Genomic DNA, 24,906 nt, shown 5'->3' with positions numbered 1-24,906 from the left:
AACCGGACCTGCATCGCGACGACGCGCTTGCCGGATCGCCGCTACCGCGATGAAACGGTCGTACCGCTTGCCCTGACGCCTGGCGCGCTCTAGCCTTTGGCCGGACTTCACCGCAAGGACCACCCGTGAATCCTCGTCTGCTGTTGCTGGCACTGGCTGTCGCCGCCGGCACCGTACCGCTATCGGCCTGCCGTCGGGATGCGGCACCGCCAAGCACCCCCACCGCGACCAAGCCCGCGCCTGCCGAAAGCGCCGACGCCTTCGTGGCGCGCATCAATGCCGAGTACAAGGCGGCGTATCCGGAGGTCACCGCCGCGCAGTGGCTGTCCTCGACCCACATCAGCAGCGATTCGCAGTTGCTGGCAGCCAAGGCCAACGAGCGTTCGCTGGCACAGCTGGATCGCTGGATCGAACAATCCAAGCAGTATGCCGGCACGCCGATGTCGGCCGACAGCGCACGCGCCCTGCAACTGCTCAAGCTGATGAGCGCCCTGCCCGCGCCGCGCGATGCGGCCAAACTGGCCGAACTCACCCGCATCGCGGCCAAGATGGAAGGCGACTACGGCGCCGGCAGCTACTGCGTGGGCGATGGCGAGCAGCGCCGTTGCCGCCAGCTCAGCGAGCTGGAACAAGTGCTGGCAAGCAGCCGCGACTACAACGAACAACTCGATGCCTGGCAGGGCTGGCATGCCACCGCGCAGCCGATGCGCAAGGACTACCAGCGCTTCGTCGAGCTGGCCAACGAAGGCGCGCGCGGCCTGGGCTTTGCCGATGTCGGGGTGATGTGGCGCAGCGGCTACGACATGCCGCCGGAGCGACTGGCGAGCGAAACGGATCGATTGTGGGAACAGGTCAAACCGCTGTACGCGCAGCTGCAGTGCTACGCGCGCGGCAAGCTGGACACCCAGTACGGCAAGGACAAGGGAGAGCTGCCCGGTGGCCTGCTGCCTGCGCACCTGATGGGCAATATGTGGCAGCAGGACTGGAGCAATCTCTGGGACCTGCTGCAGCCCTACCCGGGCGCCGGCGATCTGGACATCACGTCCGCCCTGGAAAAACAGTACCAGGGCAATCTGAGCGCGGTGCTGGCACGCAACACCGGGGGCGATGGCGGTACCGCCGCACGCTTCAACGCCGAGCGCGAGGCGCAGCTGCGCACCGCCAGGCAGATGACCGAGCGCGCGCAGGAGTTCTACACCTCGCTGGGCATGCCCAAGCTGCCGGAGACCTATTGGCAGCGCTCGCAGTTCATCAAGCCGCTGGACCGCGACGTGGTCTGCCACGCCAGCGCCTGGGACATGAACATGGGTGGCGAACCGGGCCAGAACACCGGCGCGGACGTGCGCACCAAGATGTGCATCAAGCCCACCGAGGAAGACTTCACCACCATCTACCACGAGCTCGGCCATATCTATTACGACCTGGCCTACAACCCGTTGCCGCCGCTGTTCCAGAACGGCGCCAACGACGGCTTCCACGAAGCGATCGGCGACACCATCGTGCTGGCGATGACGCCGAAGTATCTGCAGTCGATCGGCATGGTGGGCGAGCAGCAAGCCGGCCGCGAAGCGCTGATCAACTCGCAGATGCGCATGGCCTTGAGCAAGGTGGCGTTCCTGCCGTTCGGTTTGATGATCGACCGCTGGCGCTGGGGCGTGTTCGACGGCTCGATCACGCCCCAGCGCTACAACCAGGCCTGGTGGGAACTCAAAGCCAGATACCAGGGCGTGGCGCCGGCCAGCGCGCGCGGCGAGGAATTCTTCGATCCCGGCGCCAAATACCATGTGCCTGGCAATACGCCCTACACGCGGTATTTCCTTGCGCACATCCTGCAATTCCAGTTCTACAGGGGCCTGTGCCAGGCGGCCGGCCACCAGGGCCCGCTGTACGAGTGCAGCTTCTACGGCAACAAGGACGCCGGGCAGAAATTCTGGTCGATGCTGCAACGCGGCTCCAGCCAGCCATGGCAGACCACGCTGAAGGAACTCACCGGCAGCGACACGCTCGATGCCGGCCCGATGCTGGAGTACTTCGCGCCGATGAACGAATGGCTCAAGCAGCAGAATCAGGGGCAGATGTGCGGGTGGCAGCCGGCGCTGGCGCCTGCTGGCGCGAGCAACGCGCCTGCACCTGCAGCGCCGCGCTGAAGCGTCGCTCTGGCTGCGGCATGCGGCAGCCGCGACATCCGGTTGCCGCATAACATTCCTTTGATAAACGCCTGAAAGCCCGGCGATATACTGCGCGCCCGCTGCACAGGCGCAGCATGCAGGAAGCATCCCATGAGCAACGCCTCCACCGGCCCTGACGCGCGCGACGCAGATCGCAACACGCAGTTCATCGACGATGCGAACAATCGCGCGTTCGACCCGACCTACAGCAGCTCCAACAGCGAATACGCCGCGACGTTGGGAAGCGGCACCGTCTCGGTCACCCCGGCAGAGCAGTCGGCCAAGTATTCGCAGACCAGCGAGCAGAGCATTGGCAGTCCGACGCAGCCGCTGGGCGCAACCAGCCTGCGTCACGGCGGCTCGCTGAGCGCAGGCATTGTCAGCGATGCCGACGCAAAGACCACCACCTTCAGCCTTGAGGCCGACGCGCAGACCGGCCAGCAACAAAGCCTGCAATCCAGGCTCGGCGACAGCAAGCTGAGCGTCGAGGCCGGCGCCAGTGCAGGGCAGCGCATGCGCTACGTCCTGACGCTGCCCGGGGTCGATCAACCGCTGGAGGCCGCCAGGCAGGTCAATCCACTGCAGCCAGAGAGCCTTCCGATCGGCGCACGCGCGGTGATGGACACCCAGACGTTCGTGCAGCGCGAATCCTCGGCGAGCCTGCGCTCGCTGAGCACGCAGAGCGAGATCACCGAAGCCAGCGGCCGCAGCTACATGATCGAGCGCGTCGACGAGCGCCACGTGCGCGTGGTGACCGGGCCGAACGCGGCCATCGAGGCGGTGAATGCGCTTGGCGTCAAGGCGGGACCGGCGCAGGCCCTGCTCGGGCGCGCCGACTCCCTGGGACAGTCGCAGGTCAACAGCGCGCAGTTCGACCTGGCCGATCCGCGTGCACGCGCGGCCATTGACGCGTTCGTGCGTGAGGGCAGGATTGCCCCGGGCGTGCCCGGCGTCGATGAAATGCAGACGCTGGAGCGGGTCAATTTCAGCTCGCAGCAGCGTCTGCAGCTGGAACTGGGCCCACTCAGCGCCGATGTCGCCGGCAACCGCAACGAAGGCAGCCAGGTGCGCATCAGCACGCCGGGCCAGGACGGCTACACCGTGGTGCAACAGCTGCGCTATGGCGACAACGTGCCGCTGACGATCGTGCGCCTGTACGACGGCAACGATGCCGAGCGCACGGAGCAGCGCAGCTACCGTTTCGAGATCGATGGCGACGTGGCCGCGCCGGGCCTGCTGCAGCGCCTGGGCGGACGCAACGAGGCCAGCGAGGAAAAGGCGATCGCGCAGACCCTCAACAGCGCGTTGAGCGGCGAGATGACGGGTGCCGGCGCGATTGCGCCGGGCCAGAAAACCACGCTGGAGTTCAGCGAGGTGCAGATGCAGGCCTTGCTGGAGCAGACTCGCGCCAGCGCCAACGCCAGCAGGATCGGCGGCAGCGCGCTGACCTCGCTGGTCGGCGACCGCGATGCCCCGGCGCAGTCGCCCGAGCAGTTCGCGATCGCGATGGCCCGCAACCTGGGTGGATCGCCTTATGCGTTTGCCGAACGGCTGCAGCACATCGCCGACGGCGCGGACGGAAGCTACGACGGCCAGCTGCAGCGTGTCGATGCCAGCGTACTGCCGCGATCGGCAGATGCCGCCCCGGCGCTTCCGGACCCGCGCGATGCAGCGCACCCGGATCACGCCCTGCTGCAGCAATGCACCGCGGCAGTGGAGCGCCTGCAAGCGGCGCCCGGCCCCGCGGCCGGGATGGATGGCGAACGCCTGGCCTTGGGGTCGGTGGTGGCCGCACGCGAAAATGGCTTGCAACGCGTGGATCACGTGCTGCTCGGCAACGATGCTGCGCGTGGTTTCGTGGTGCAGGGAGCGCTCGACTCGCCAGCCCACCTGCGCGGCAGTTTCGATGCCAAGGCCCTGCAGGAAGCGCCGCTGGAAGCAAGCCTGCAACGCCTGCAGGCGCTGGACCCCGGCTTGGAGCGCGATGCCGTTGCACAGTCACAGCAGACACAGCAGGAAACGCAACGTCAGGCACCGGCACGCTGAGACAGCGCGCCAGGTCGTCGCACTGACGTCCCGGATCGGAAGAGTTCGATCGCAGGTGCGGCCAACCACTGGGTTGGCCGCGTGCACTGGCGGCAGCGATCGGCGGCTGGCTGGCCGATGATGTCGCGCGACACACCCGCAAGGCAGGACCCGGGCGCCAGACCTGAGGATCCCCTGCCGCTGGCCCTGGCAGCAGGTGCAGCAAGCCGGTGATCGGCCCCAACCGCCGCGCACTCGACGCGCCCGCGACGGCAGGCGGCGAGAGTGGCTCAATTGAGCTTGGCGCCCCCCTGCAAGCGCTCGCTTAAGCGGGTCTTGAACTGCTCGAACTCCATGCCGTCGGCCTGGGCTTCGGCATGCGCGGCGTCCTTGAGCTCGTCCGAATAGGTCAGCCGCACCGGCGTGCCCTGGCGTTCGTGCAGTTCGGCCGCGCGCATGATCAAGGCCAGCACCTGCGCGGCGCTGGTGCTCTCGCCGGCGATGCGCCCGTCCATGCCCAACACCCATTCGCCGTCGCGGCGAACGATGCCGGCCAGCAGGGTGCGCTGCTGGTCGCGCAGTTCGGCGTGCGGCTCGATCGGAGAGACCGGCGCGGGATTGGCGGCGGCCTGGTTGCGCTGGCGCTCGGCGGCGCGTTTGCGGGCATCGCGACGCAACTTGGAATCGGTGGACATGCAGGCTCCTGTCGGGTCAAAGGTGGTCGGCCGGTTCCAGTGGGACCGCCTCGGTCGCCTGGCGGTGACGCAGGCGGCGGCCGCTGCGGCGCTCCCAGCGCCAGAATAGCCAGCCCAGCAGGAAAAAACCGGTCATGCCGATCGCCAGATGCCGCGGGTGTTCACTCAGCAGCGGCGACAGCACCCCGGCCACCAGCGTATTGGTCATCAGCTGGGTGAAGGCCTGCAGCGAGGACGCCAGGCCGCGCTGGTGCGGGTACATGTCCAGCACTGCCAGCGCCAGGATCGGGAAGATCAACGCCATGCCCACGCCGGCCAGGAAGATCGGCAGCACCGCCCATGGCAGGGCGATCTGCGCCACGGTCATGGTGTAGCCAAGGTTGGCCAGCGCGGCCACGCCGCAACAGATGAAGCCGATGCGGATCTGCCGCACCGGCTGCATGCGCCCGGCCATGCGCCCGGACAGGAACGAGCCCAGCGTCATGCCGCCGATGGTGGGGATGAACAGCCAGGCGAAGTCGCCCTCGCCCAGACCCAGGTGCTGCATGATCAGCACCGGGGCCGAGGCGATGTACAGGAAGATGCCGGCGAAATTGAACGCGCCGGCCGCGGCCAGCCGCTGGAAACGCGGGTTGAAGCCGATCCGCACGTAGTCCTGCAGCAGGCGCTTGAACTGCAGCGGGGTACGCGCCTGCACCGGGTGGGTTTCCGGCAGCCAGACCAGGGTGGCCACCAGCAGCACCAGCCCGAATGCCACCAGGAACCAGAAGATCAGCGGCCAGCCGGCGCCGCTGAGCAGGATCCAGCCGCCGATGATGGGCGCGATGGCCGGCGCGATGCCGAAGATCATCGACACCTGGCTCATCAGCCGCTGCGCATCCGGGCCATGGAACAGGTCGCGGATCACCGCGCGGCCGACGATCATGCCCACGCCCGCCGACAGGCCCTGCAGCGCGCGGAACGCCAGCAGCGTGGGCAGGTCCTGCGACAGCGCGCAGCCGATCGAGCCGGCGATGAACAGCACCAGCCCGCCCAGGATCACCCGCTTGCGGCCCCAGGCGTCGGACAGCGGCCCGTGCGCGATGCTCATCGCCCCGTAGGCCAGCAGGTAGACGCTGATCGTTTGCTGGATCGCCACCTGGTCCACCGCCAGGCTGCGGCTGAGCCGCGAGAACGCCGGGAAGATGGTGTCGATGGAAAACGGGCCGAACATCGCCAGCCCGGCCAGCAGCAGCGCCATGCGTCGGGTGGAAGGCGTGGTGGGGGTCATGCAGGGATCCGAAACGTGGTGCATCGGGGGACGCACGCCGGCACCTGCCTGTCGCAGTGCCGGGATGAGCACAAGGACGCCGATGATAGGCGCTTGCGTTGCCAAGGTTAAGCAAACGCGAGTGCGTACCCACCGGGGCGCCCCTGCCGGCCCGCCCCACGGCGCGCAGCCACGCTATAATCGGCCGGCAACACGGTGGGAGAAGCGGCACTGCCGCTGCCGAAGGCGCAACAGCCCGTAATCGCTCAGGCCCGATACCATCTTCAACACAACTCTGGAGAGACCGGCCGATGCCGGCGCCGAAGGGGCACGGAACGCAGGCAGGCACTACGCCAGGCCGCATTCCTAAACTCTCAGGCAAAAGGACAGAGGGGCGCGAGGAAGACCGCCACTGCGGCAGGTGATGGCGCGCCCATGCGCGTCATGCCGGTCGCGGTGCTTCCGACCTTTCGCATGCCCTCTGCCCCGGATGCCCGCCATGTCCCACACTCCGTTTTCCCTGCGCGACCTCGAACACCACAGCGCGTTCGTCGAACGCCACATCGGCCCCAACGACGCAGAAATCGCGCAGATGCTGGAGGTGGTCGGCCACGCCTCGCTGGATGCAATGACCGATGCCATCGTGCCGGGCAACATCAAGTCGCCGGCCGCACTTGCGCTGCCCGAGGCGATCGCCGAAGAAGAGGCGCTGGCCAAGATCCGCGCCATCGCCCGCAAGAACCAGGTGCAACGCAGCTTCATCGGCCAGGGCTATTACGGCACCCACACGCCGAAGGTGATCCTGCGCAACATCCTGGAAAACCCGGCCTGGTACACCGCCTACACGCCGTACCAGGCGGAAATCTCGCAAGGCCGCATGGAAGCGCTGATCAACTTCCAGACCCTGTGCGCGGATCTGACCGGCATGCAGATCGCCAACGCCTCGCTGCTGGACGAAGCCACCGCCGCGGCCGAGGCGATGACGCTGGCCAAGCGCTCGGCCAAGTCCAGATCCGACACCTTCTTCGTGCACGACGGCGTGCACCCGCAGACGCTTGAACTGCTGCGCACCCGCGCCGAGCCGCTGGGCATCGTGCTGCGCGTCGGCACGCCGGAAGAAGCGCTGCAGGCCGAGTGCTTCGGCGTGCTGCTGCAGTATCCGGACAGCTTCGGTCACATCGGCGACCACGCCGCGCTGGCCGAGGCCGTGCACGCGCAAGGCGGCCTGGTGGCCGTGGCCACCGATCTGCTGGCACTGACCCTGATCGCCGCACCGGGCGAATGGGGCGCGGACATCGTGGTCGGCAATTCGCAGCGCTTTGGCGTGCCGTTTGGTTTCGGCGGCCCGCATGCGGCCTTCATGGCCTGCCGCGATGCCTACAAGCGCTCGATGCCGGGCCGGCTGATCGGGGTGTCGATCGATGCCGCCGGCAACCCGGCGTATCGCCTCACCTTGCAGACGCGCGAACAGCATATCCGCCGCGAAAAGGCCACCTCCAACATCTGCACCGCGCAGGTGCTGCTGGCGGTGATGGCCTCGATGTACGCGGTCTACCACGGCCCCGAGGGCCTGACCCGCATCGCGCGCCGCACCCATCGCCTGGCCGCGATCCTGGCTGCCGCCCTGCGCAGCGCCGGCGTCGACGTGGGCGAGCAGTTCTTCGACACCCTGCACGTCAAGGCGATCGATGCCGAGGCCATCCATGCCCGTGCGCGTGCGGCCGGCATCAACCTGCGCGCCATCGACAGCGAGGCAGTGGGCATCAGCCTGGACGAAACCACCACGCGTGCCGACGTGGTCGCGCTGGCCGCGTTGTTCGGCGCCACTGCAGAAGTGGACGCACTCGATGCCACCACCGCCGATGCGTTGCCGCAGGGCCTGCTGCGCACCAGCGCGTTCCTGACACACGCTGTGTTCAACACCCACCACAGCGAACACGAATTGCTGCGCTACATGCGCTCGCTGGCCGACAAGGACCTGGCGATGGATCGCACCATGATCCCGCTGGGCAGCTGCACCATGAAGCTCAACGCCACCGCCGAAATGATCCCGGTGACCTGGCCCGAATTCGGCGCGATCCATCCGCTGGCCCCGGCCGAGCAGTCGGCCGGCTATGCACAGCTGATCGACGAACTGGAAGCGATGCTGGTCGAGTGCACCGGCTATGACGCGGTGAGCCTGCAGCCCAATTCCGGTGCGCAGGGCGAATACGCCGGCCTGCTGGCGATCCGCGCCTATCACCGTGCCCGCGGGCAAGCGCATCGCGATATCTGCCTGATCCCCGAATCGGCGCACGGCACCAACCCGGCCTCGGCGCAGATGTGCGGCATGACCGTGGTGGTGACCAAGTGCGATGCCAACGGCAACGTGGACGTGGATGACATCCGCGCCAAGGCGGAAAAGTATTCCGATCGCCTGGCCGCACTGATGATCACCTACCCGTCCACCCACGGCGTGTTCGAAGAAGACGTGGTGGCGATCTGCGAAGCGGTGCATGCGCATGGCGGCCAGGTCTATACCGATGGCGCCAACATGAACGCGCTGGTCGGTGTGGCCAAGCCCGGCAAGTGGGGCTCGGACGTCTCGCACCTCAACCTGCACAAGACCTTCTGCATTCCGCATGGCGGCGGCGGCCCGGGCGTGGGCCCGTGTGCGGTCAAATCGCACCTGGCCCCGTATCTCCCGAAGACGCTTCCTATTGCCGGCGTCCGTGCCGGCGAGAATCAAACAGCTGCCATCCATGGCAGCGGATTCAACGGCGGCGAAGGCGACGTCGGCATGGTCAGCGCTGCCAGTTACGGCTCGGCCTCGATCCTGCCGATCAGCTGGATGTACGTGACCATGATGGGCAGCGCCGGTCTGCGCAAGGCCACGCAAGTGGCATTGCTCAACGCCAACTACATCGCCAAGCGCCTGGCACCGCACTACAAGACGCTGTACACGGGCCGCAATGGCCTGGTCGCGCACGAGTGCATCCTCGACGTGCGCCCGCTGGAAAAGACCAGCGGCGTCGGCGCCGAGGATATCGCCAAGCGGCTGATCGACTTCGGCTTCCACGCGCCGACCTTGAGCTTCCCGGTGGCCGGCACCTTGATGGTGGAGCCCACCGAAAGCGAATCGCTGCACGAGCTGGACCGCTTCATCGACGCGATGATCCAGATCCGCGAAGAGATCCGCGCCATCGAAGACGGCCGCCTGGACCGCGAGGACAATCCGCTCAAGCACGCCCCGCACACTGCCACCCAGGTGTCGGCCAGCGAGTGGAGCCACGCCTACCCGCGCGAACTGGCCGCCTTCCCGCTGCCCAGCCTCAAGCAGCAGAAGTACTGGCCGCCGGTGGCACGCGTGGACAATGTCTACGGCGACAAGAACGTGATGTGCGCGTGCATCCCGGTGGATGCGTACAAGGACGATGTGGTGGCGTAACTCCGCGCCATTGCAGTCCTGTCGTCACACCCGGCCGTGTCCGTTGCGGCCGGGTGTGACGGCGAGCATGGAGCAAGCATGTTGCCGGTGATGGCGGCCATCGTCAGGCCGCATATGGCGCTAGCGCTGGCGACATCCGCGCCGGCGTCGTACGCCCCACGCGAGCATCACCGCCACACCTACCAGGACGATGGCCAGAATAGGCCAAAGCACCAGCTCGGCCAGCAGTCCGCAGCCGCCTTCGCTACAGTCGAACTGGCCGCTCAAGGCCCACCAATAAGCCAGGTGAAAAGCGAACAGGGCGCAAACCCCGCAGATCCCTGACCACAAGAGGATTTGCTTCAATCGTGTCATGCCGACCGTCCCTGCACGCGCTGCCATCCAGGCCGGACGTATAGCACAGGCTATCGGCGGCAGCGCAAGCAGCGCAGGCCCGCGTCCACGCATTGAATCGCGCTCACATGCATCGCCGCGCCATCGCTCGTTGACTCCTCCTCAGCATGCACTTGCGATGCTGGCAGGCATCGACACAGGATGAGCCGCGCAGTGATCAAGCTCGATATGACCAGACGCCTGTGCACGCTGAGCTGCCTGCTGCTGATGGCTTGCAGCATCTCCGGCTGCGCACCACGTCGTCCTGGCGAAGTGCCGGCACTGGTCCATGCACCCGATGCGCGTACCGAGGTGGTACAGACACAGGCCGGACCGGTGCGCGGTGTTGCCAGTGCACTGGGCCGGGCGTTTTTGGGCGTGCCGTTTGCGGCGCCGCCGGTGGGCGCGCTGCGCTTCCGCGCGCCGCAGCCGGTGGCGGCGTGGACGCAGGTGCGCGATGCCACGCAGGCCGGTCCGGCCTGCCTGCCGCGCTATCGTTTCGGCCAGAAGCATGTCTCCGAAGACTGCCTCACGCTCAACCTCTATGCCCCACCCGGCCCGGCGCCCGCGCATCCGCGCGCAGTGATGGTGTGGATCTACGGCGGCGCCCTGCAGTTGGGTAGCAATGTCGATTACGACCTGAGCGCATTGGCGGCGCGCCAGGATGTGATCGTGGTGGCGCCCAACTACCGGCTGGGCGTGTTCGGGTTCCTTGCGCACCCGGCGCTGCGTGGCGAAGGCGAAGGCGCCTATGCCCTGCTCGATCAGCAGGCGGCATTGCGCTGGGTGCAGCGCAATATCGGTGCCTTTGGCGGCGATCCGCACAACGTCACCGTATTCGGCGAATCGGCCGGTGCGTGGAGCATCTGTTACCAGTTGGTGTCGCCAGGAGCGAGGGACCTGTTCCAGCGTGCCATCCTGCAAAGCGGCAGCTGCCTGGCTGCCGATTCCAGCATCGCGCGCAACGCAGCCGAAGACGGCGGCACGCGCATGGCGCAAACGCTGGGGTGCGCCGGCGGTGCGGATGCGGCGGCGTGCCTGCGCGCGCTACCGGCCGATGCAATCGCCGATGCCAGGCCGCAACGGCGTGGCCTGACCGGCCGCGATGCCTGGGCACCGATGAGCGGCGGCGATGTGCTGCCTGTGCCGCCTGCTGCCGCCATCGCCAGCGCGCAACAGATGCAGGTGCCCGTCATGCTCGGCACCAATCGCGACGAAGGGCGGCTGTTCGCGCAGCTGCTGTCTTACATCGGCGGGCTCAATCTGCGCAGCGGCTATGCCTCCCGCGTGGAACGCATGCACCCCGACTCCAGCCATGTGATGGCGCAATACGCGGACATCGCCGCGCAGTCGCGCTGGAATGCATACGCCGACATCGTCACCGATGGCGGCTTCGCCTGCCCCAGCCGCCGGCTGGGACAGGCATTGCGCGCGCAGGCGCCGGTGTATGCATATGAATTCGATGATGCGCATGCGCCCTACGGCCTGCTCCGCCTGCCGTTCTCGCCGCCGCTGGGCGCGTATCACGCCTCCGAGCTGGTGTACCTGTTCCAGCGCCCGTGGGTGCTGAGCGGCACACCGCGGTTCACCGCCGCGCAGCAGGCGTTTTCCACGACCCTGCAGGATTATTGGGGTGCGTTCGCGCGTACCGGCGACCCGAATGGCGATGCTCGTCCGCCGTGGCCGCGCTTCGATGGCGAGACCCCGTTGGTGCTGTCGCCGCAAGGAATCGGGCCGGCTGCGGATTTCGTGCAGCGTCACCGCTGTGCATTCTGGGATGCGCACGCGGACGCGCCCTCACCGGCACTGCCGTGATCTTCGCATCAGGATCAGCCGCACGTAACACGCCATGGGCAACCCTGTCCGTGCCGCCAGGGAGTTCGCACGGTTTGGTCTGTGTCTCATCCGGGCTGTCATTCGTGCATCGCATTCACCGTTACAGGAGCATCCCATGACCACAGCCACGTCATCCCCCTGCCCCACCGTGCAACTACGCAACGGGCGGCAGGCTCCGGCACTGGGCCTGGGTTCCTGGAATCTGGGCCAGGGCCGGCATCCGCCGCAGCAGGAGATCGAAGCCTTGCAGGCCGGCCAGCAGCTGGGCATGCGCCTGATCGATACCGCCGAGATGTATGGAAATGGCCGCTCCGAGCAATTGATCGGCCAGGCCATCGATACCGCGCAGCCGCCGTACCTGGTGTCCAAGGTGCTGCCGAGCAACGCCAGCGCACGCGGTATCGCGCGGGCCTGCGAGGCCAGCCTGCAACGGCTGGGCGTGCGCAGCCTGGATCTCTACCTGTTGCACTGGCGGGGTGGCAGCGATTTGGCCGAGGTGGTGGACGCCTTCGAAGCGCTGCGCGACGCTGGCAAGATCCGCGACTGGGGCGTGTCGAATTTCGACGTCGACGACATGGAGGAGCTATGGGCCGTCGATGGCGGAGCGCGTTGCCTGGTCAACCAGGTGCTGTATCACGCCGGCAGTCGTGGGATCGAATTCGACCTGTTGCCGTGGTGCGCGGAGCAGGCGGTGACCGTGATGGCGTATTCGCCACTGGGAAGCCGTGCCTTGTTGGATCATCCGGTGCTGCACGCCATCGGCAAGCGGCGCGGTGTGGCCGCGACCGCCATCGCACTGGCCTGGGCAATCCGCAGCGGCAAGGTGATTGCCATCCCGGAATCCGGCACGCCCGAGCATGTGCGTGCAAATGCAGCGGCTTGCAGCCTGCATCTGCAGGCGCAGGATCTCGAAGAGCTGGATCGCGCATTTCCTCCTCCTACCCGCAAACAGGCGCTGGACCTGTTGTAAGCCAGTTGACCGCATCATGTTCGGAGCTGTTGCGACGGCGCCACGCTGGCATGTGATGCCTTCAACGTGCAGTAGCGCACGCTTTGCACCGCTGCAAAGTGCACGCGCGTGAGTATTCGTTCGCATGCAGACACGCGCAATTAACGGCGGCACTCCCAGGCTCGATGAAATAGCTCGCCTCTCAAGCCCGCCAACGTGGAGTCCCCATGGCCAAGTCCCCCAAATCCGTACAGCCGACTGCTGTCGGCAATTCCGCAGCTGCGCACGACGTGCGCGGCACCGGCGACGAATTGCACCAGAAAGCAGGCGGTACGCATCCGCAGCTGACCACCAACCAGGGCATTCCCGTTGGCGACAACCAGAACTCGCTGCGCGCCACTGCGCGCGGGCCGACGTTGCTGGAAGATTTCATCCTGCGCGAGAAGATCACCCATTTCGATCACGAGCGTATCCCCGAGCGCATCGTGCATGCGCGCGGCAGTGCCGCCCATGGCTACTTCGAGTTGACCAAGTCGTTGAGCCAGTACACCACCGCCAAGATCTTTACCGAGGTGGGCGAGAAGACGCCGTTGTTCACGCGCTTTTCCACAGTGGCAGGCGGCGCGGGCTCGGTGGATACGCCGCGCGATGTGCGCGGCTTTGCGGTGAAGTTCTATACCAAGGAAGGCAATTGGGATCTGGTGGGCAACAACATCCCGGTGTTCTTCATCCAGGACGCGATGAAGTTCCCCGACCTGATCCATGCGGTGAAGATGGAACCGGATCGCGGTTTCCCGCAGGCGGCCAGCGCGCACGACACGTTCTGGGATTTCATTTCGCTGTCGCCCGAATCCATGCACATGATCATGTGGGCGATGAGCGACCGCACCATTCCGCGTTCGCTGCGCATGATCGAAGGCTTCGGCATCCACAGCTTCCGCTTCCTCAACGAGAAGGGTGAAAGCACGTTCGTCAAATTCCATTGGCGGCCCAAGCTCGGCCTGCAGTCCACCATCTGGGACGAGGCGGTGAAGATTGCTGGCGCCGACCCGGACTTCCAGCGCCGCGACCTGTTCGAAGCCATCCAGAACGGCGACTTCCCGGAATGGGAATTGGGCGTGCAGCTCTTCACCGAGGCGGAGGCCGACGCGTTTCCGTTCGATCATCTGGATTCCACCAAGGTCATCCCGGAAGAATTGGTGCCGCTGCAGATTGTCGGGCGCATGGTGCTGGACCGTTGGCCGGACAATTTCTTTGCGGAAACCGAGCAGGTCGCGTACTGCCCGGCCAACATCGTGCCCGGCATCGACTTCAGCAACGACCCGTTGCTGCAAGGCCGTCTGTTCTCGTATCTGGATACACAGTTGAGCCGCCTGGGCGGGCCGAACTTCCATCAGATTCCGATCAACGCGCCCAAGTGCCCATTCGCCAACAACCAGCGCGATGGACATATGCAGATGGGCGTGCCGAAGGGTCGGGTGGCCTACGAGCCGAGCTCGTTGCAAGCCGATGCACCGCGCGAGGCGCTGCGTGGATTTCCCAGCCACGCCACGCCGGCCGAGAATGGCGCAAAGGGCCGCGTGCGCGCGGAGAGCTTTGCCGACCATTACAGCCAGGCGCGGCTGTTCTTCCGCAGCCAGACAGCGCCGGAACAGGCGCATATCGCTTCGGCCCTGGTGTTCGAGCTGTCCAAGGTGGAAACCGCGCACGTGCGTGAGGCCATCGTCGGCCACCTGCGACACATCGATGAAAGCCTGGCCAAGCGCGTGGCCGACGGCATGGGCATGACCCGCCTGCCGCCTGCCCCGCCTGCCGCTGTCGCGCCCACCGACATGCCGTTATCGCCAGCCCTGCAGCTGATCGGCAAGATGAAGGACACCTTGCAGGGCCGCACCGTGGGCATCCTGATCCACGACGGTTCCGATGCCGCCGCGATCAAGGCCGTGCGCAAGGCGGCCGAGGCCGCAGGTGCCACGGTCAAGATCGTCGCGCCCAAGCTCGGTGGTGCCAAGCTCAGCGATGGCAAGCAACTGGCGGCCGACGGACAGCTGGCCGGTACGCCATCGATCGTGTTCGATGCGGTGGCGGTGCTGTTGTCCTCGGAAGCGGCGAAACAGCTGACCAACGAATCGGCCGCACTGGACTTCGTCAGCAATGCCTGGGCGCATCTGAAAGCCATTGCCTTCGACGACGGCGCGCAGCTGCTGCTCAAGGCAGGCAATGTCGGCAAGGACGCAGGCATCGTGCCGGCCGCCGACACCAAGGCCTTCATCGCTGCGGCCAAGACCCGCCAGTGGGCGCGCGAGCCGAAGGTGCGCATGCTGCCGTAACCGCATCCGCAAAGGTGCTGCAAACTTGGGCGCGACCGACTGTCATGTCGTTTCGCGCCCATTGCGTTTCATTCGCACCTTATCAATATCCTGTTTTTGCGAGGACACAGCGCACACGACGCGCTCAGCGTTTGAGCGCTATCGATATGCCGCCATGACTGACTCGGAAATCTTGCTCGCCGTGGAGTGATTGCGTGGATCGCGCGCGAAGAGATCGGTTGTGGAGCGGATATCTGCGACCAGGCTGCAGGGCCCTTGCCCGCCCACCATCGCAGGACACGCTGCAAGTACGTCCATGTAAGCTCTTTGGCGGCATCCATGCCGCCAAAGGTCCCGCGACGGTGGGCGGGCAAGGACCAATCGCGATAGTCGGTGTCCAAGGCTGCAAGCCATGCCGGACGTACGCCTGATCGGCTAGGTATCGCTCCGCGACTCGGACCAGCACGCCAACGCGTCGCACGAGACTGCCGGCTTTTTTACCAAGCGACCGACCAACGTCCTGGCGCGGTGTCCTCGCCGCTTGCGGGACCGTTGGCGGCATGGATGCCGCCACCGAGCCTCCATGGACGGATTCACGGCGTGTCCCGCACGTGGTGAGGACGCTGCGCCCTCGACTACCCGAGCCTTTGACTAAATCTTGTCAGCCGCTTTCAGCCGTTTTCGGCAGGAAACTGTGCAGCATTCGCCAGCGCGCGATACTCGCGCGGGGTCATGCCCACTGCCAGCTTGAATTGCCGTGCAAATGCGCTCTGGTCGCTGAAGCCGCAGGCGTGGCCGATCTCGGTCAGGCTCTTGTCGCCGTGCAGCAGATGCATGGCCATCTGCAGGCGCAACTTGGCCAGCACCTGCTGCGGGGTGAGCTGGAAGACCTTGCGGAACGAACGCTGCAGCTTGGACATCGAGAACCCGGTGATCTCCACCAGCGCCTGCATGCGCACGTTCTGCGCGTAGTTGGCGTTGAGGTAGGCCAGCGCCAGCCGCAGCTTTTCGTACTGCGATTCGTGCCCGTCCTGAGGGCCAAGATCGCGCGAGATGCCGATGATGCCCTGCACCTTGCCCTCCACCAGCAGGGGACGCTTGCAGGTCAGGCACCAGCCCGGCTCGCGGTTGGCGAACAGATGCAGTTCCAGCAGGTTGTCGATCACCTCGCCAGCCAGCACCTGCTCGTCCTGATTGGCGTAGTTGGCGCCCAGCCCGCTCGGGTAGACCTCGGCAACGCGCTTGCCGATCAGCTCCTTGCGCGATTTCAGCCCCAGCCGCCGCAGCATGGTCTGGTTGACGTGGGTGTAGCGACCCTCGCGATCCTTGACGAAGAACAGCACGTCCGGCACGGCATCGAACAACGCTTCCAGATCGGCAGGATCGATGCTCTTCATGCAGGACGGTGGGCTCGTGACCAGGAAAGGCGCGGCAATCGGACGGCGACGCCGCACTCCCTGCGAACACCATCAACGTGTGCGTGACGATACGCCGCACGGACCGCACGGACCGCGCGGCCTGCAGGCGCTCAGCGCGGGTCTTCGGCCACGGTGGCCGTGGCGGCAGCGGGGCCGGCCTTGGCGCTGTCGAGCGAGGCACTGGTGGCACCCATACGATCGGCCGGCGTGCGCCGTGCCGCCCAGCCCTGCACGACTGCCGCGCCAGCCTGCGAGCCCACCTGCACACGCAGGCGCGCGCCGGCGGTGGCTGCGACGAATTCGATCTCGCAATCGCCAGCCGCCATGCAGCTGTCGGCAGCCAGCGGGTCGACCGGCTGCCAGCCCTGTTCGGCGATCGCCTGCGAGAACGCGCGGTAGCTCATGCCCGACTTCAGCGACGCCGGCAGCGGCACCAGCAACTCGCTGTTGGCCGCATCGTTGGTCGTGCCGGCCACAGGTGTCGCCGCGACCTGGGTATGTGCAGCCGCGGCCGCTGCAGGCCGCGGTACGGCGCTCCAGGCAGGGCTGAACATCAAGGCGAGCGCCAACATGGCGGGGCGGGCAAACGTGCGCATACGCGACATCCTTGCGATCCTGGCAGGGATTGGAGAAGTTAAGGAAGCGCTATTTTGGCACGTCCACATGACGTGCGGGAGATGACGCCGCTGGCCGATCAGCTGCCATTGCGTCGGCGGCGCCCCACAAGCGAACTCATCCTCCTGCATTGCGCGCAAGGCATGCGCGGAGCAGGCACGGCGCTTGCACGCTCCCGATGACGACGCAGCGCTGCGCCGATTGCAGCGCAGCAATGGCCCCGGCGCGCCGGGGTCCGGATTGCGGTGCGCGATGCGCGGTGCGGACAGCACGCCGGAACGTCGCTGCAGATCGATCCACATTGCCCGTAACGGCCGACCATCATCCCGGCACGCCGCTGCGCGCGACATGCCGGGATGGCACAGCTTACTGGCCGATATGCCGCTTCAACCAGCCATTGACGGTGTCGTGCCACAGGATGCTGTTGTCCGGCTTGAGCACCCAGTGGTTCTCGTCCGGGAAGTACAGGAACTTGGATTCGATGCCCTTGCGCTGCAGCGCGGTGAATGCGGCCAGGCCCTGCTCGACCGGGATGCGGAAATCCTGCTGGCCGTGGATCACCAGCATCGGCACCTTCCACTTGTCCACGTGCAGCACCGGGTTGAACTTCTCGTAGCCGGTCGGGTTCTGCCACGGCGTGCCGCCGTTCTCCCATTCGCTGAACCACAATTCCTCGGTGGCGTAGCCCATGGTGCGGTTGTCGAACACGCCGTCATGGTCGACCAGGCACTTCCACGGTTGATTCCAGTTGCCTGCCATCCAGTAGACCATGTAGCCGCCATAGCTGGCGCCCAATGCACACGCCTTGTCGCCGTCGAGGAAGCCATATTGCTTCTGCGCGGCCGCCCAGCCCTTCTGCAGGTCTTCCAGCGGGCGGTCGCCCCAATGCTGGCTGATCGCGTCGGTGAAGTCCTGGCCATAGCCGGTGGAGCCATGGAAGTCGATCATCACCACTGCATAGCCCTGGCCGGCGTAGGTCTGCGGATTCCAGCGATTGCTCCAGCCGTTGCCGAAACTGCCCTGCGGGCCGCCGTGGATCAGGAACGCCACCGGATAGGTCTTGCCTTCCTGGTAGTTGTACGGCTTGACCACATAGCCATACACGGTGTCGTTGTTCCAGCCCTTGAACTTGAACTGTTCGTAGTCGCCGAACTGTACGTCGGGCAGCTGCTCGGCGGCGCTCTGGGTGATGGCACGCACCCCCTGGCCTTGCGCATCGCTGACGAAGATCTGGTCACCGCTCTTGAGCGAGCTGCGGGTAAACGCCAGCGTGCTGCCGGCCAGCGTCGGCGCATGCACGCTGCCCTCGCCCACCAGCTTGGTCACCTCGCCGCTGGCGATATCGATCTTGAACAGCGGATGCTCGCCGAGGTCGTCGGCACTGGTGTAGAGGCTGGCGCCGTCTTCGCTCAGCACGATCTCGCCGGCCGAGCGATCCCACTTGGGCGCAATCTCGCGGGTCTTGCCGCTGGCCACGTCCATCGCCATCAGGCCGAAGCGGTCGGCCTCGAAACCGGGGCGCTTCATGGCGCGGTAGTACAGCGTCCTGCCATCGGCGCTGAACACCGGGCCGGCGTCCCAGGCCGGGTTGGACGCAGTCAAATTGACCGGAGCGGACTTGCCGCTGGCATCCAGGCGGTACAGGTCGAAGTTGGTCTGCCAGGATTCGTCGTTGCCGGTGGGCTTGGCGCCGGCCTTGGCATTCCTGCCCGCTTCCGGGCCATGCGGCTGCGGGATGCGCACGCTGGCCACTACGCTGGCGCCATCGGGTGACCAGGCGTAGTCGTCGTTGCCACCGAACGGCTTGGACGGCGCGTCGCCGGCCAGGGTGGCGCTGATCGCCGACGCCCCGGCCACGGCCTTGGCGCCGGCGGCGGGCAGGTCGGCCACGAACAAGGTATTGCGGCGGCCATCGTTCCAGGTGTCCCAATGGCGCACGAACAGCTGGTCGTAGACCACGCCGCTGGCCTTGCTGTTCTTGCGCTCGCCCAACTTCTTCTTGGTGCAGCCCAGGTCCGAACCGCAGTCCTGGAACACGCCGGCACTGAAGGCGATGCGCTTGCCGTCGGGCGAGAGCTTGTAGCTGTCCACGTCCACCGCAAAGGCGGTGAGCTGCTGCGGCGTGCCGCCGGCCAGCGCTTGCGCGTACAGCTGCTGGCTGCCGGACTTGCTGCCGAGGAAATACACCGTCTTGCCGTCGGGCGACAACGCCGGGCTGTTGACGTTCCATCCGTCCGGGGTGAGCCGCTTGGGCGGCGCCAGATCGCGGGTGCGCAGGTTGCGCACCCACAGGCTGGTGGCGGGCTTGCCATTGCCGGTCTTGGCCTGGCGTTTGGCGAACACGACCACGCTGCCGTCGGGGCTGAGCGTGGGCGAGGACACCCGGTCCAGCGCCACCATGTCGCGCACATCGAAGCCGCGCGCGGCGGCGAGGTGCGGCAAGGCGGCCAACAGGCACAGGGGCAATACGGCGTGACGCAGCTTCATCGGCGATTCCTGCAACGGCAAAACGTCGATGGTAGGCGTTGCTGCGGCGCACGTGCAAAGGCCTGCGCTCATGCACGCGGCGTATCGCCTGCACCTTGCCGACTCGATGTGGCAGGGGCCGCTGAGCGATTCAGAACCGGTGCGACAGCCCCACGTAGACCTGGGTGTCGGGGGTGCGGTCGTTGAGGCCGAAGTTGGCGCCCACGTCCAGCTGCAGCAGCGGATTCAGCAGATAGATGGCCGCGATATCGGCCGACGCCTGTTCGACGGTCTGCGCAGGGTCGCGATTGATCGAGGACCACAGCTCCACCGCCATCGAGAATCGGGGCGTCAGCGGCCGCGCCAGGTTGATCAGGTTGATGATCGCCACATGCTTGCCGCTGCCATCGCTGTCGGCCAGCCAGTCGACCTCAGGACCGAAGGTCAATGAGAAGCTGTTGGGCAAGGCGAAATTGATCGGCAATGCAACGCCCCCTTCCCATTCGTCATTGCCCAGGCCGGTGCGCGCGGTGGGCGCCTTGACGAATGGCAGTACCGCGACAGTGGCGGTATCGCTTTCGTAGAAGCGCGCCTTCATGCGCAGATAGATGTCGCCACCGCCGCTCAGACTGCTGCGCTCGCCGGTTGCACGATCGGTGCTTTTGACCTGCAGCTGCGGGGCCCAGTTGAGCTGCAGATCGATACGCTCGCTGATGCCGACCTTGAGCGTGGGATTGGTGAAGTACGCCGTTTCCGTGCGCGTGCCGGGCTGGGTATCGCGGATGTAGTTGCCGATATCGGTCTCCAGCTGCCAGGCGCCGGCTGGCACCGTGCAGGTGGCATTGGCCTTGGTCGGGCGGTCGGTGCACAGCGCGGCCTCGGTGGCGTCCTGCGCCTGGGCCTGAAAGACAAGACTGCCCAGCAGGCCGGCGATAGCGAGGGCGAGCAATGGGCGGCGGGTTGCGGTGGAAGCGCGTGAAGCGAGGGTTTGCATGACGGTGATCCAGGGTGAACCGCTGGAAGATCGAACGATCGGCCAGGGTTGAATGAGTAGGAAAATAAGCTGTATCGCGGCGCAAGGCAGCGCCGCTGCCGTGATGGGCAAACGGCGTACGCGCAGGCCAGGGTTGCATCGCGTCGTGCATGTCGCCGGCATCGCCGCGCGCACATCGGTGTGCGATGGGAATGCGCGATAGACAAACGAAGCGGTACTAGCGACAACGACGGCCTGCGTCGGGTTGTGTCATCGGGTCGGTCGAAGCATGCAGCCCCCTTGGCGCACCATGCGTGCGAGAGACGGCACGATACGGAGTAGGGGCATAAAGTCGCTATCCGCAGCGGCGGTGCCTGGCGTAAAGCCGGCGCAAAGTGGCGTTATGGGGCGTTCGACCCACGCTGCGGCAGACATCGATATCGCAGCGGCGCAGAGGCCGCCATGTCCGGCCCATGCGCCTGCATGGGGTGCCACATCGAGATGGCGCATGCAATCGGCATGCGCCATTTCCAACGCAGGCTCAGGCCGCCTTTTCGCCGCGCTTGCCCACGCGATACAGCAGCCAGCCGACCAGCGCCAGGATGGCCAGGCCGAACCACTGGTTGAGTTGCAGCGTCGCCGGCAATGCCAGCACATCGGCGCGGCTGGACAGCACGATCGGCACGGCAATGGCGATGCCCATCAGCGCTTCGCCGGTGATCAGGCCCGCCGCGAACAGCACGCCGGGGCGATGCACGCGATCGCGGCCGTCTTCATCGTCGGCGCGGATGTTGTGGAAGCGCTCGACCAGATGCGCGATCAGCCCCCCCAGGAAGATCGGTACCATCAGCTCCAGCGGCAGGTAGATACCGATGGCCGCTGCCAACACCGGCACGCGGAAACGTTTGCCGGTGGCCTTCAACCATTCGTCCAGCGCGATGATGGCCGCCCCCACCACCGCACCGATGGCGATCATGCTCCACGGCAGCTGGCCGCCGAACAGGCCCTTGGCCACAGAGGCCATCAGCGTGGCCTGCGGCGCGCCCAGCGAGTTGGGATGCTGCGGCGTGGCCGGGCCGATGCCGTAGGCCTGGGCCAGCAGGTTCAGCACCGGCGCCATGATCAATGCGCACGAAAACGCACCGATGCCCAACATCAGCTGCTGCTTCCACGGCGTGGCACCGACCAGGTAACCGGCCTTAAGATCCTGCAGGTTGTCGCCGCCCACCGCCGCCGCGCAGCACACCACCGCGCCGATCATGATCGCGGCCACCGCGCCCAGCGGCGCGGTACCGATGCCCACCGGCACCAATCCGCTCTTGCCCAACAGCAGCACCAGCACCGCCGAGGCGAACAGGATGGTGGAGATGGTGATGCCGGAGACCGGGTTGTTCGACGAGCCGATCAGCCCCGCCAGGTAGCCCGACACCGACACGAACAAAAAGCCGGCCACGATCATGATGATGGTCATCGGGATCGATACATGCCACTGCTGCACGATGGCCTGGTACAAGCCCAGCAGCGGCAAGGTGCACAGCACCAGCGCCACCAGCATCCACTTCATCGGCAGGTCGCGCTCGGTCTCGGCCACCACGCCGCCACCGCCCTTGCGCGCGGCGGCAAAGCCGCTCTTGACGCCGGACAACAGCGACTTGCGCAGCGAGAACAGCGTCCACACGCCGCCGATCAACATCGCGCCCACGCCCAGGTAGCGGATCTTCGCGCCCCAGATGCCGAACGCGGCATCGGCTGCCGGCGCACCGGCCAGGCTCTGCGCCAGTGCCGGATCGCTGCCCATGAAGAACTGCTGGTAGAGCGGAATGGCGATGTGCCAGGACAGGATCGAGCCGGACAGCACCACGATGCCTACATTGAGGCCGACGATATAGCCCACGCCCAGCAGCGCTGGCGACAGGTTGGTGCCGATATAGCCCACCAGCCGGCTGCTGCCCAGGTAGGTGGCCTGCGCCCAGGTATCGGGGATCACGCGCAGGCCGCTGGCCGCACCCAGTTTGACCAGCGCGCCGATGGCACCGGACACCGCCAGGATCTTCAGGCCCGGGCCGGGATTTTCGCCGGCCTTGAGCACCTCGGCCGCGGCCTTGCCCTCGGGGAACGGCAGCGGGTCTTCGACGATCATCGAGCGCCGCAGCGGCACCGAGAACAGCACGCCCAGCAGCCCGCCCATGCCGGCAATGCCCAGCACCCACCAGTACTTGAAGTCCGGCCAGTAGCCCATGATCACCAGCGCCGGGATGGTGAAGATCACCCCGGCGGCGATCGACGACCCGGCCGAGGCGCCGGTCTGGACGATGTTGTTCTCCAGGATGGTGCCGCCGCCGAGCAGGCGCAGCACGCCCATCGACACCACGGCCGCCGGAATGGCGGTAGCGATGGTCAAACCGGCGAACAGGCCGAGATAGGCGTTGGCAGCCGAAAGCACCACCGCCAGCACGATGGCCAGCACGACGGCGCGGAAGGTGAGCTGGCGCGGTTGCGCGTCGTGGCGCATTGGGCATTCCCCTGTAGGCAAAAAATCCGCACCACGCTAGCGCCTGCGCCCAGCTGAGTCCAGCTGCGGCGCGGCGTGACAGTGTGCACGCTATGGCGTGTGGCGCACAGGCATCGACAGCGATGCCTTGCGTGGCGCAATGCAGACGCGAACAGGCGGCAGCCCGTGTGGATCGGTGCGCCCGTGGCGCCGCCGGTTCGCACACCGCGCCAGTCGGGACGCGGCGCTCGCTATCGTCGTGCACAGCAGCGCGTCGACACGAGCCTGTGCGCCCCGCTCCGGCCGATACGGCGTGCGCTGACCGCCAAGGTCGCTTTCATCGGCCATCCATTGCACACCGCGGCCGCGTGCCCGAAGGTCCGACACATGATCCGTCCACTGACACCGTTGATTCTGGCCGGCATGCTGCTGCCGCCTGCCGCAGCCAGTGCATCCGGCAAGCAGCCTGCCCAGGACCTGGCACGATGCCCGGCGCCTGAAACGGTGCACTACCAGGCTGGGCGCTATCGCGCCCCTGTCCGGCTCAACGTCGGCTCCGGGAACGGCGTGTGGGCCAGTACGCTGAAACCCAACGCGGGCAGCCCACGGCATCTGTCATCGGCGCTCTACTACGGCACCCTCGCCGCTGCGGCGCCCAGCACCGGGGTGCTGGTCAATTGCAGCTACACGTTGCGCGCCGGCACGCAGGTGGATCTGGCCTACTTCGACCGTCTAACGCCGCAGACGCAACGCAATCTGATCGTCACCCTGCAGGACCCATCCCGCTGGCAGCTCGATGAAGAAACACCGGCCCCCGGGCGGGAGCAATTCTATGCCTGTCCGCGGGGCGGGGAGATCCGGAGCGCGGTCGACTGCGCGTTCGAGCCGCTGCGCCTGGAGTGACGCAGCGGCAGGCACTGTTCAGTGCAGCAGTTCGGCGAACGCGCGATCGGCCTCGATGACATCCGGCAGCGCGGTGAACAGCGCCTCCAGGTCCACGCCATCCATCAGCGGCCCACGCACCGCTTCCAGCGCCGCCGGGGTGGCGCCGCCATGGGCGTGCAGCGCGTCGGAAACCTGCGCTGCCTGGGCGACCAGCAGCGGCATCCGTGCTCCATCCGGCGCGGCCGCGGGGCGCACCTGGTAGGCAATGGCGTCCTGGATCACGCTCGGCAACTGCCAGCGGCGCGCCAGCTCGGCACCTACCTCCGGATAGCCGAAGCCAAGTTGCAGGGTTTCTTCGGCGGCATGGCCGGCGGACGAGGTCTCGTGGTTGATGCGGCTGGCGTACTCCGGCGCGCCGGACTGGATCAGCAGCTCGCCGATGTTGTGCATCATGCCGCAGGTGAAGGCGGTCTCCGGATCGAGCCCGTGCTGGCGCGCCAGCAGGCGGCAGATGCCGGCCACTTCGAAACTGTGGCGCCAGAATGCCTTGAGGTCGAAACCCGGGCCGGCACGGAAGGCGCCGGTCATCGCCGAGGCCAGCACCAGCGTGCGCAACGTATTGAAGCCCAGGCGCATGGCGGCATCTTCCACGCTGGTGGAATCGCGCAGGCCATGGAAGCGCGCCGAATTGGCCAGCCGCAGCACCTTGGCGGCGATCACCGGATCGCGCTCGATGGTGTGCGCCAGCGTATCGATATTGGTGTCCGGATCGTCGAACTGACGGATCAGGTCCTGCGCCACCTTGGGCACGGTGGGCAAGGTGTGCAACTGGTCGAACAACGCCTCCAACTTCATGATCGCCTCGTGGGTGAAGGGACAGGCCGCGCGGTGCGCGGGAGTGCATGGTGTAGCACAGACCGGTTGGTTCCCGGTGACTCGCGCGTGGTCGGATTCACCTGCGCGTGAGGCCGCTGGGCACGACCCAGGCATTGTCCGGCAGACGTACCGGGATACCCCCGCCTTGGCGA

General features: G+C 66.6%; 15 protein-coding genes and 1 riboswitch. Of the genes, 7 read left to right on the top strand and 8 right to left on the bottom strand.

The window, feature by feature from the left end; translation table 11 throughout:
* The first annotated feature begins 125 nt into the window (after positions 1–125).
* Both XcodCFBP4690_RS02660 and XcodCFBP4690_RS02655 read left to right on the top strand, forming a co-directional pair.
* Complete coding sequence (locus XcodCFBP4690_RS02660; RefSeq protein ID WP_104539525.1) at positions 126–2,147, top strand: M2 family metallopeptidase; 2,022 nt, start codon at positions 126–128, stop codon at positions 2,145–2,147.
* 132 nt (positions 2,148–2,279) lie between these two features.
* Positions 2,280–4,214, top strand: a complete 1,935-nt coding sequence (locus tag XcodCFBP4690_RS02655) for an XVIPCD domain-containing protein (RefSeq protein WP_104539524.1) — start codon at positions 2,280–2,282, stop codon at positions 4,212–4,214.
* A 269-nt stretch (positions 4,215–4,483) separates the two neighbouring features.
* On the opposite strand, the gene XcodCFBP4690_RS02650 is transcribed toward XcodCFBP4690_RS02655, so the two are convergent.
* Together XcodCFBP4690_RS02650 and XcodCFBP4690_RS02645 are read right to left on the bottom strand one after the other, a co-directional pair.
* Positions 4,484–4,888, bottom strand: a complete 405-nt coding sequence (locus tag XcodCFBP4690_RS02650; RefSeq protein WP_104539523.1) for a hypothetical protein — start codon at positions 4,886–4,888, stop codon at positions 4,484–4,486.
* A 16-nt stretch (positions 4,889–4,904) separates the two neighbouring features.
* Positions 4,905–6,158, bottom strand: coding sequence for a multidrug effflux MFS transporter (locus XcodCFBP4690_RS02645; RefSeq protein WP_104539522.1), 1,254 nt, complete (start codon positions 6,156–6,158; stop codon positions 4,905–4,907).
* 264 nt (positions 6,159–6,422) lie between these two features.
* Positions 6,423–6,537: riboswitch (glycine riboswitch) on the top strand.
* 90 nt (positions 6,538–6,627) lie between these two features.
* Between XcodCFBP4690_RS02645 and gcvP the strand changes: the two genes are divergently transcribed.
* The 4 genes from gcvP to XcodCFBP4690_RS02620 all read left to right on the top strand — a co-directional run bounded on the left by gcvP (position 6,628) and on the right by XcodCFBP4690_RS02620 (position 15,051).
* Positions 6,628–9,564, top strand: a complete 2,937-nt coding sequence (gene gcvP / locus XcodCFBP4690_RS02640; RefSeq protein WP_208622676.1) for an aminomethyl-transferring glycine dehydrogenase — start codon at positions 6,628–6,630, stop codon at positions 9,562–9,564.
* Positions 9,565–10,164: 600 nt separating this feature from the next.
* The gene (locus XcodCFBP4690_RS02630) at positions 10,165–11,751 is read left to right on the top strand and encodes a carboxylesterase/lipase family protein (RefSeq protein WP_104539687.1); all 1,587 of its coding nucleotides are present in this window, start codon (positions 10,165–10,167) and stop codon (positions 11,749–11,751) included.
* A 136-nt stretch (positions 11,752–11,887) separates the two neighbouring features.
* On the top strand, positions 11,888–12,742 hold the full coding sequence (locus XcodCFBP4690_RS02625; RefSeq protein ID WP_104539520.1) for an aldo/keto reductase: 855 nt from the start codon (positions 11,888–11,890) through the stop codon (positions 12,740–12,742).
* Positions 12,743–12,948: 206 nt separating this feature from the next.
* Positions 12,949–15,051: a catalase gene (locus XcodCFBP4690_RS02620; RefSeq protein ID WP_104539519.1), complete on the top strand. Its 2,103-nt coding sequence runs from the start codon at positions 12,949–12,951 to the stop codon at positions 15,049–15,051.
* Between the two features lie 650 nt (positions 15,052–15,701).
* Here XcodCFBP4690_RS02620 and XcodCFBP4690_RS02610 read toward each other — a convergent pair.
* The 5 genes from XcodCFBP4690_RS02610 to XcodCFBP4690_RS02590 all read right to left on the bottom strand — a co-directional run bounded on the left by XcodCFBP4690_RS02610 (position 15,702) and on the right by XcodCFBP4690_RS02590 (position 23,014).
* Entirely contained in the window at positions 15,702–16,427 is a 726-nt protein-coding gene (locus XcodCFBP4690_RS02610; protein ID WP_104539517.1) for an AraC family transcriptional regulator, read from the bottom strand.
* A gap of 131 nt (positions 16,428–16,558) precedes the next feature.
* Positions 16,559–17,044 (bottom strand): hypothetical protein, encoded by a 486-nt coding sequence (locus XcodCFBP4690_RS02605; protein ID WP_104539516.1) that lies wholly within the window; start codon positions 17,042–17,044, stop codon positions 16,559–16,561.
* Positions 17,045–17,429: 385 nt separating this feature from the next.
* Positions 17,430–19,571 (bottom strand): prolyl oligopeptidase family serine peptidase, encoded by a 2,142-nt coding sequence (locus tag XcodCFBP4690_RS02600; RefSeq protein ID WP_341871607.1) that lies wholly within the window; start codon positions 19,569–19,571, stop codon positions 17,430–17,432.
* Between the two features lie 109 nt (positions 19,572–19,680).
* On the bottom strand, positions 19,681–20,523 hold the full coding sequence (locus XcodCFBP4690_RS02595; protein WP_104539515.1) for a transporter: 843 nt from the start codon (positions 20,521–20,523) through the stop codon (positions 19,681–19,683).
* A gap of 520 nt (positions 20,524–21,043) precedes the next feature.
* Positions 21,044–23,014, bottom strand: coding sequence for an OPT family oligopeptide transporter (locus XcodCFBP4690_RS02590; RefSeq protein WP_104539514.1), 1,971 nt, complete (start codon positions 23,012–23,014; stop codon positions 21,044–21,046).
* Positions 23,015–23,179: 165 nt separating this feature from the next.
* On the opposite strand from XcodCFBP4690_RS02590, the gene XcodCFBP4690_RS02585 reads away from it, so the two are divergent.
* A complete protein-coding gene (locus XcodCFBP4690_RS02585; RefSeq protein WP_244183564.1) occupies positions 23,180–23,896 on the top strand; it encodes a DUF3757 domain-containing protein in 717 nt (238 codons plus the stop codon).
* Positions 23,897–23,914: 18 nt separating this feature from the next.
* Here XcodCFBP4690_RS02585 and XcodCFBP4690_RS02580 read toward each other — a convergent pair whose 3' ends face one another.
* Positions 23,915–24,733 carry an HDOD domain-containing protein gene (locus tag XcodCFBP4690_RS02580; protein WP_104539512.1) on the bottom strand — a complete coding sequence of 273 codons (819 nt, stop codon included), beginning with the start codon at positions 24,731–24,733 and terminating at the stop codon, positions 23,915–23,917.
* Between the last annotated feature and the right edge of the window lie 173 nt (positions 24,734–24,906).

The sequence above is a fragment of the Xanthomonas codiaei genome (assembly GCF_002939785.1).
Lineage (GTDB): Bacteria > Pseudomonadota > Gammaproteobacteria > Xanthomonadales > Xanthomonadaceae > Xanthomonas > Xanthomonas codiaei.
Note: the sequence above shows the minus strand (reverse complement) of the source record. Positions and strands in the feature narration are given on the sequence as shown.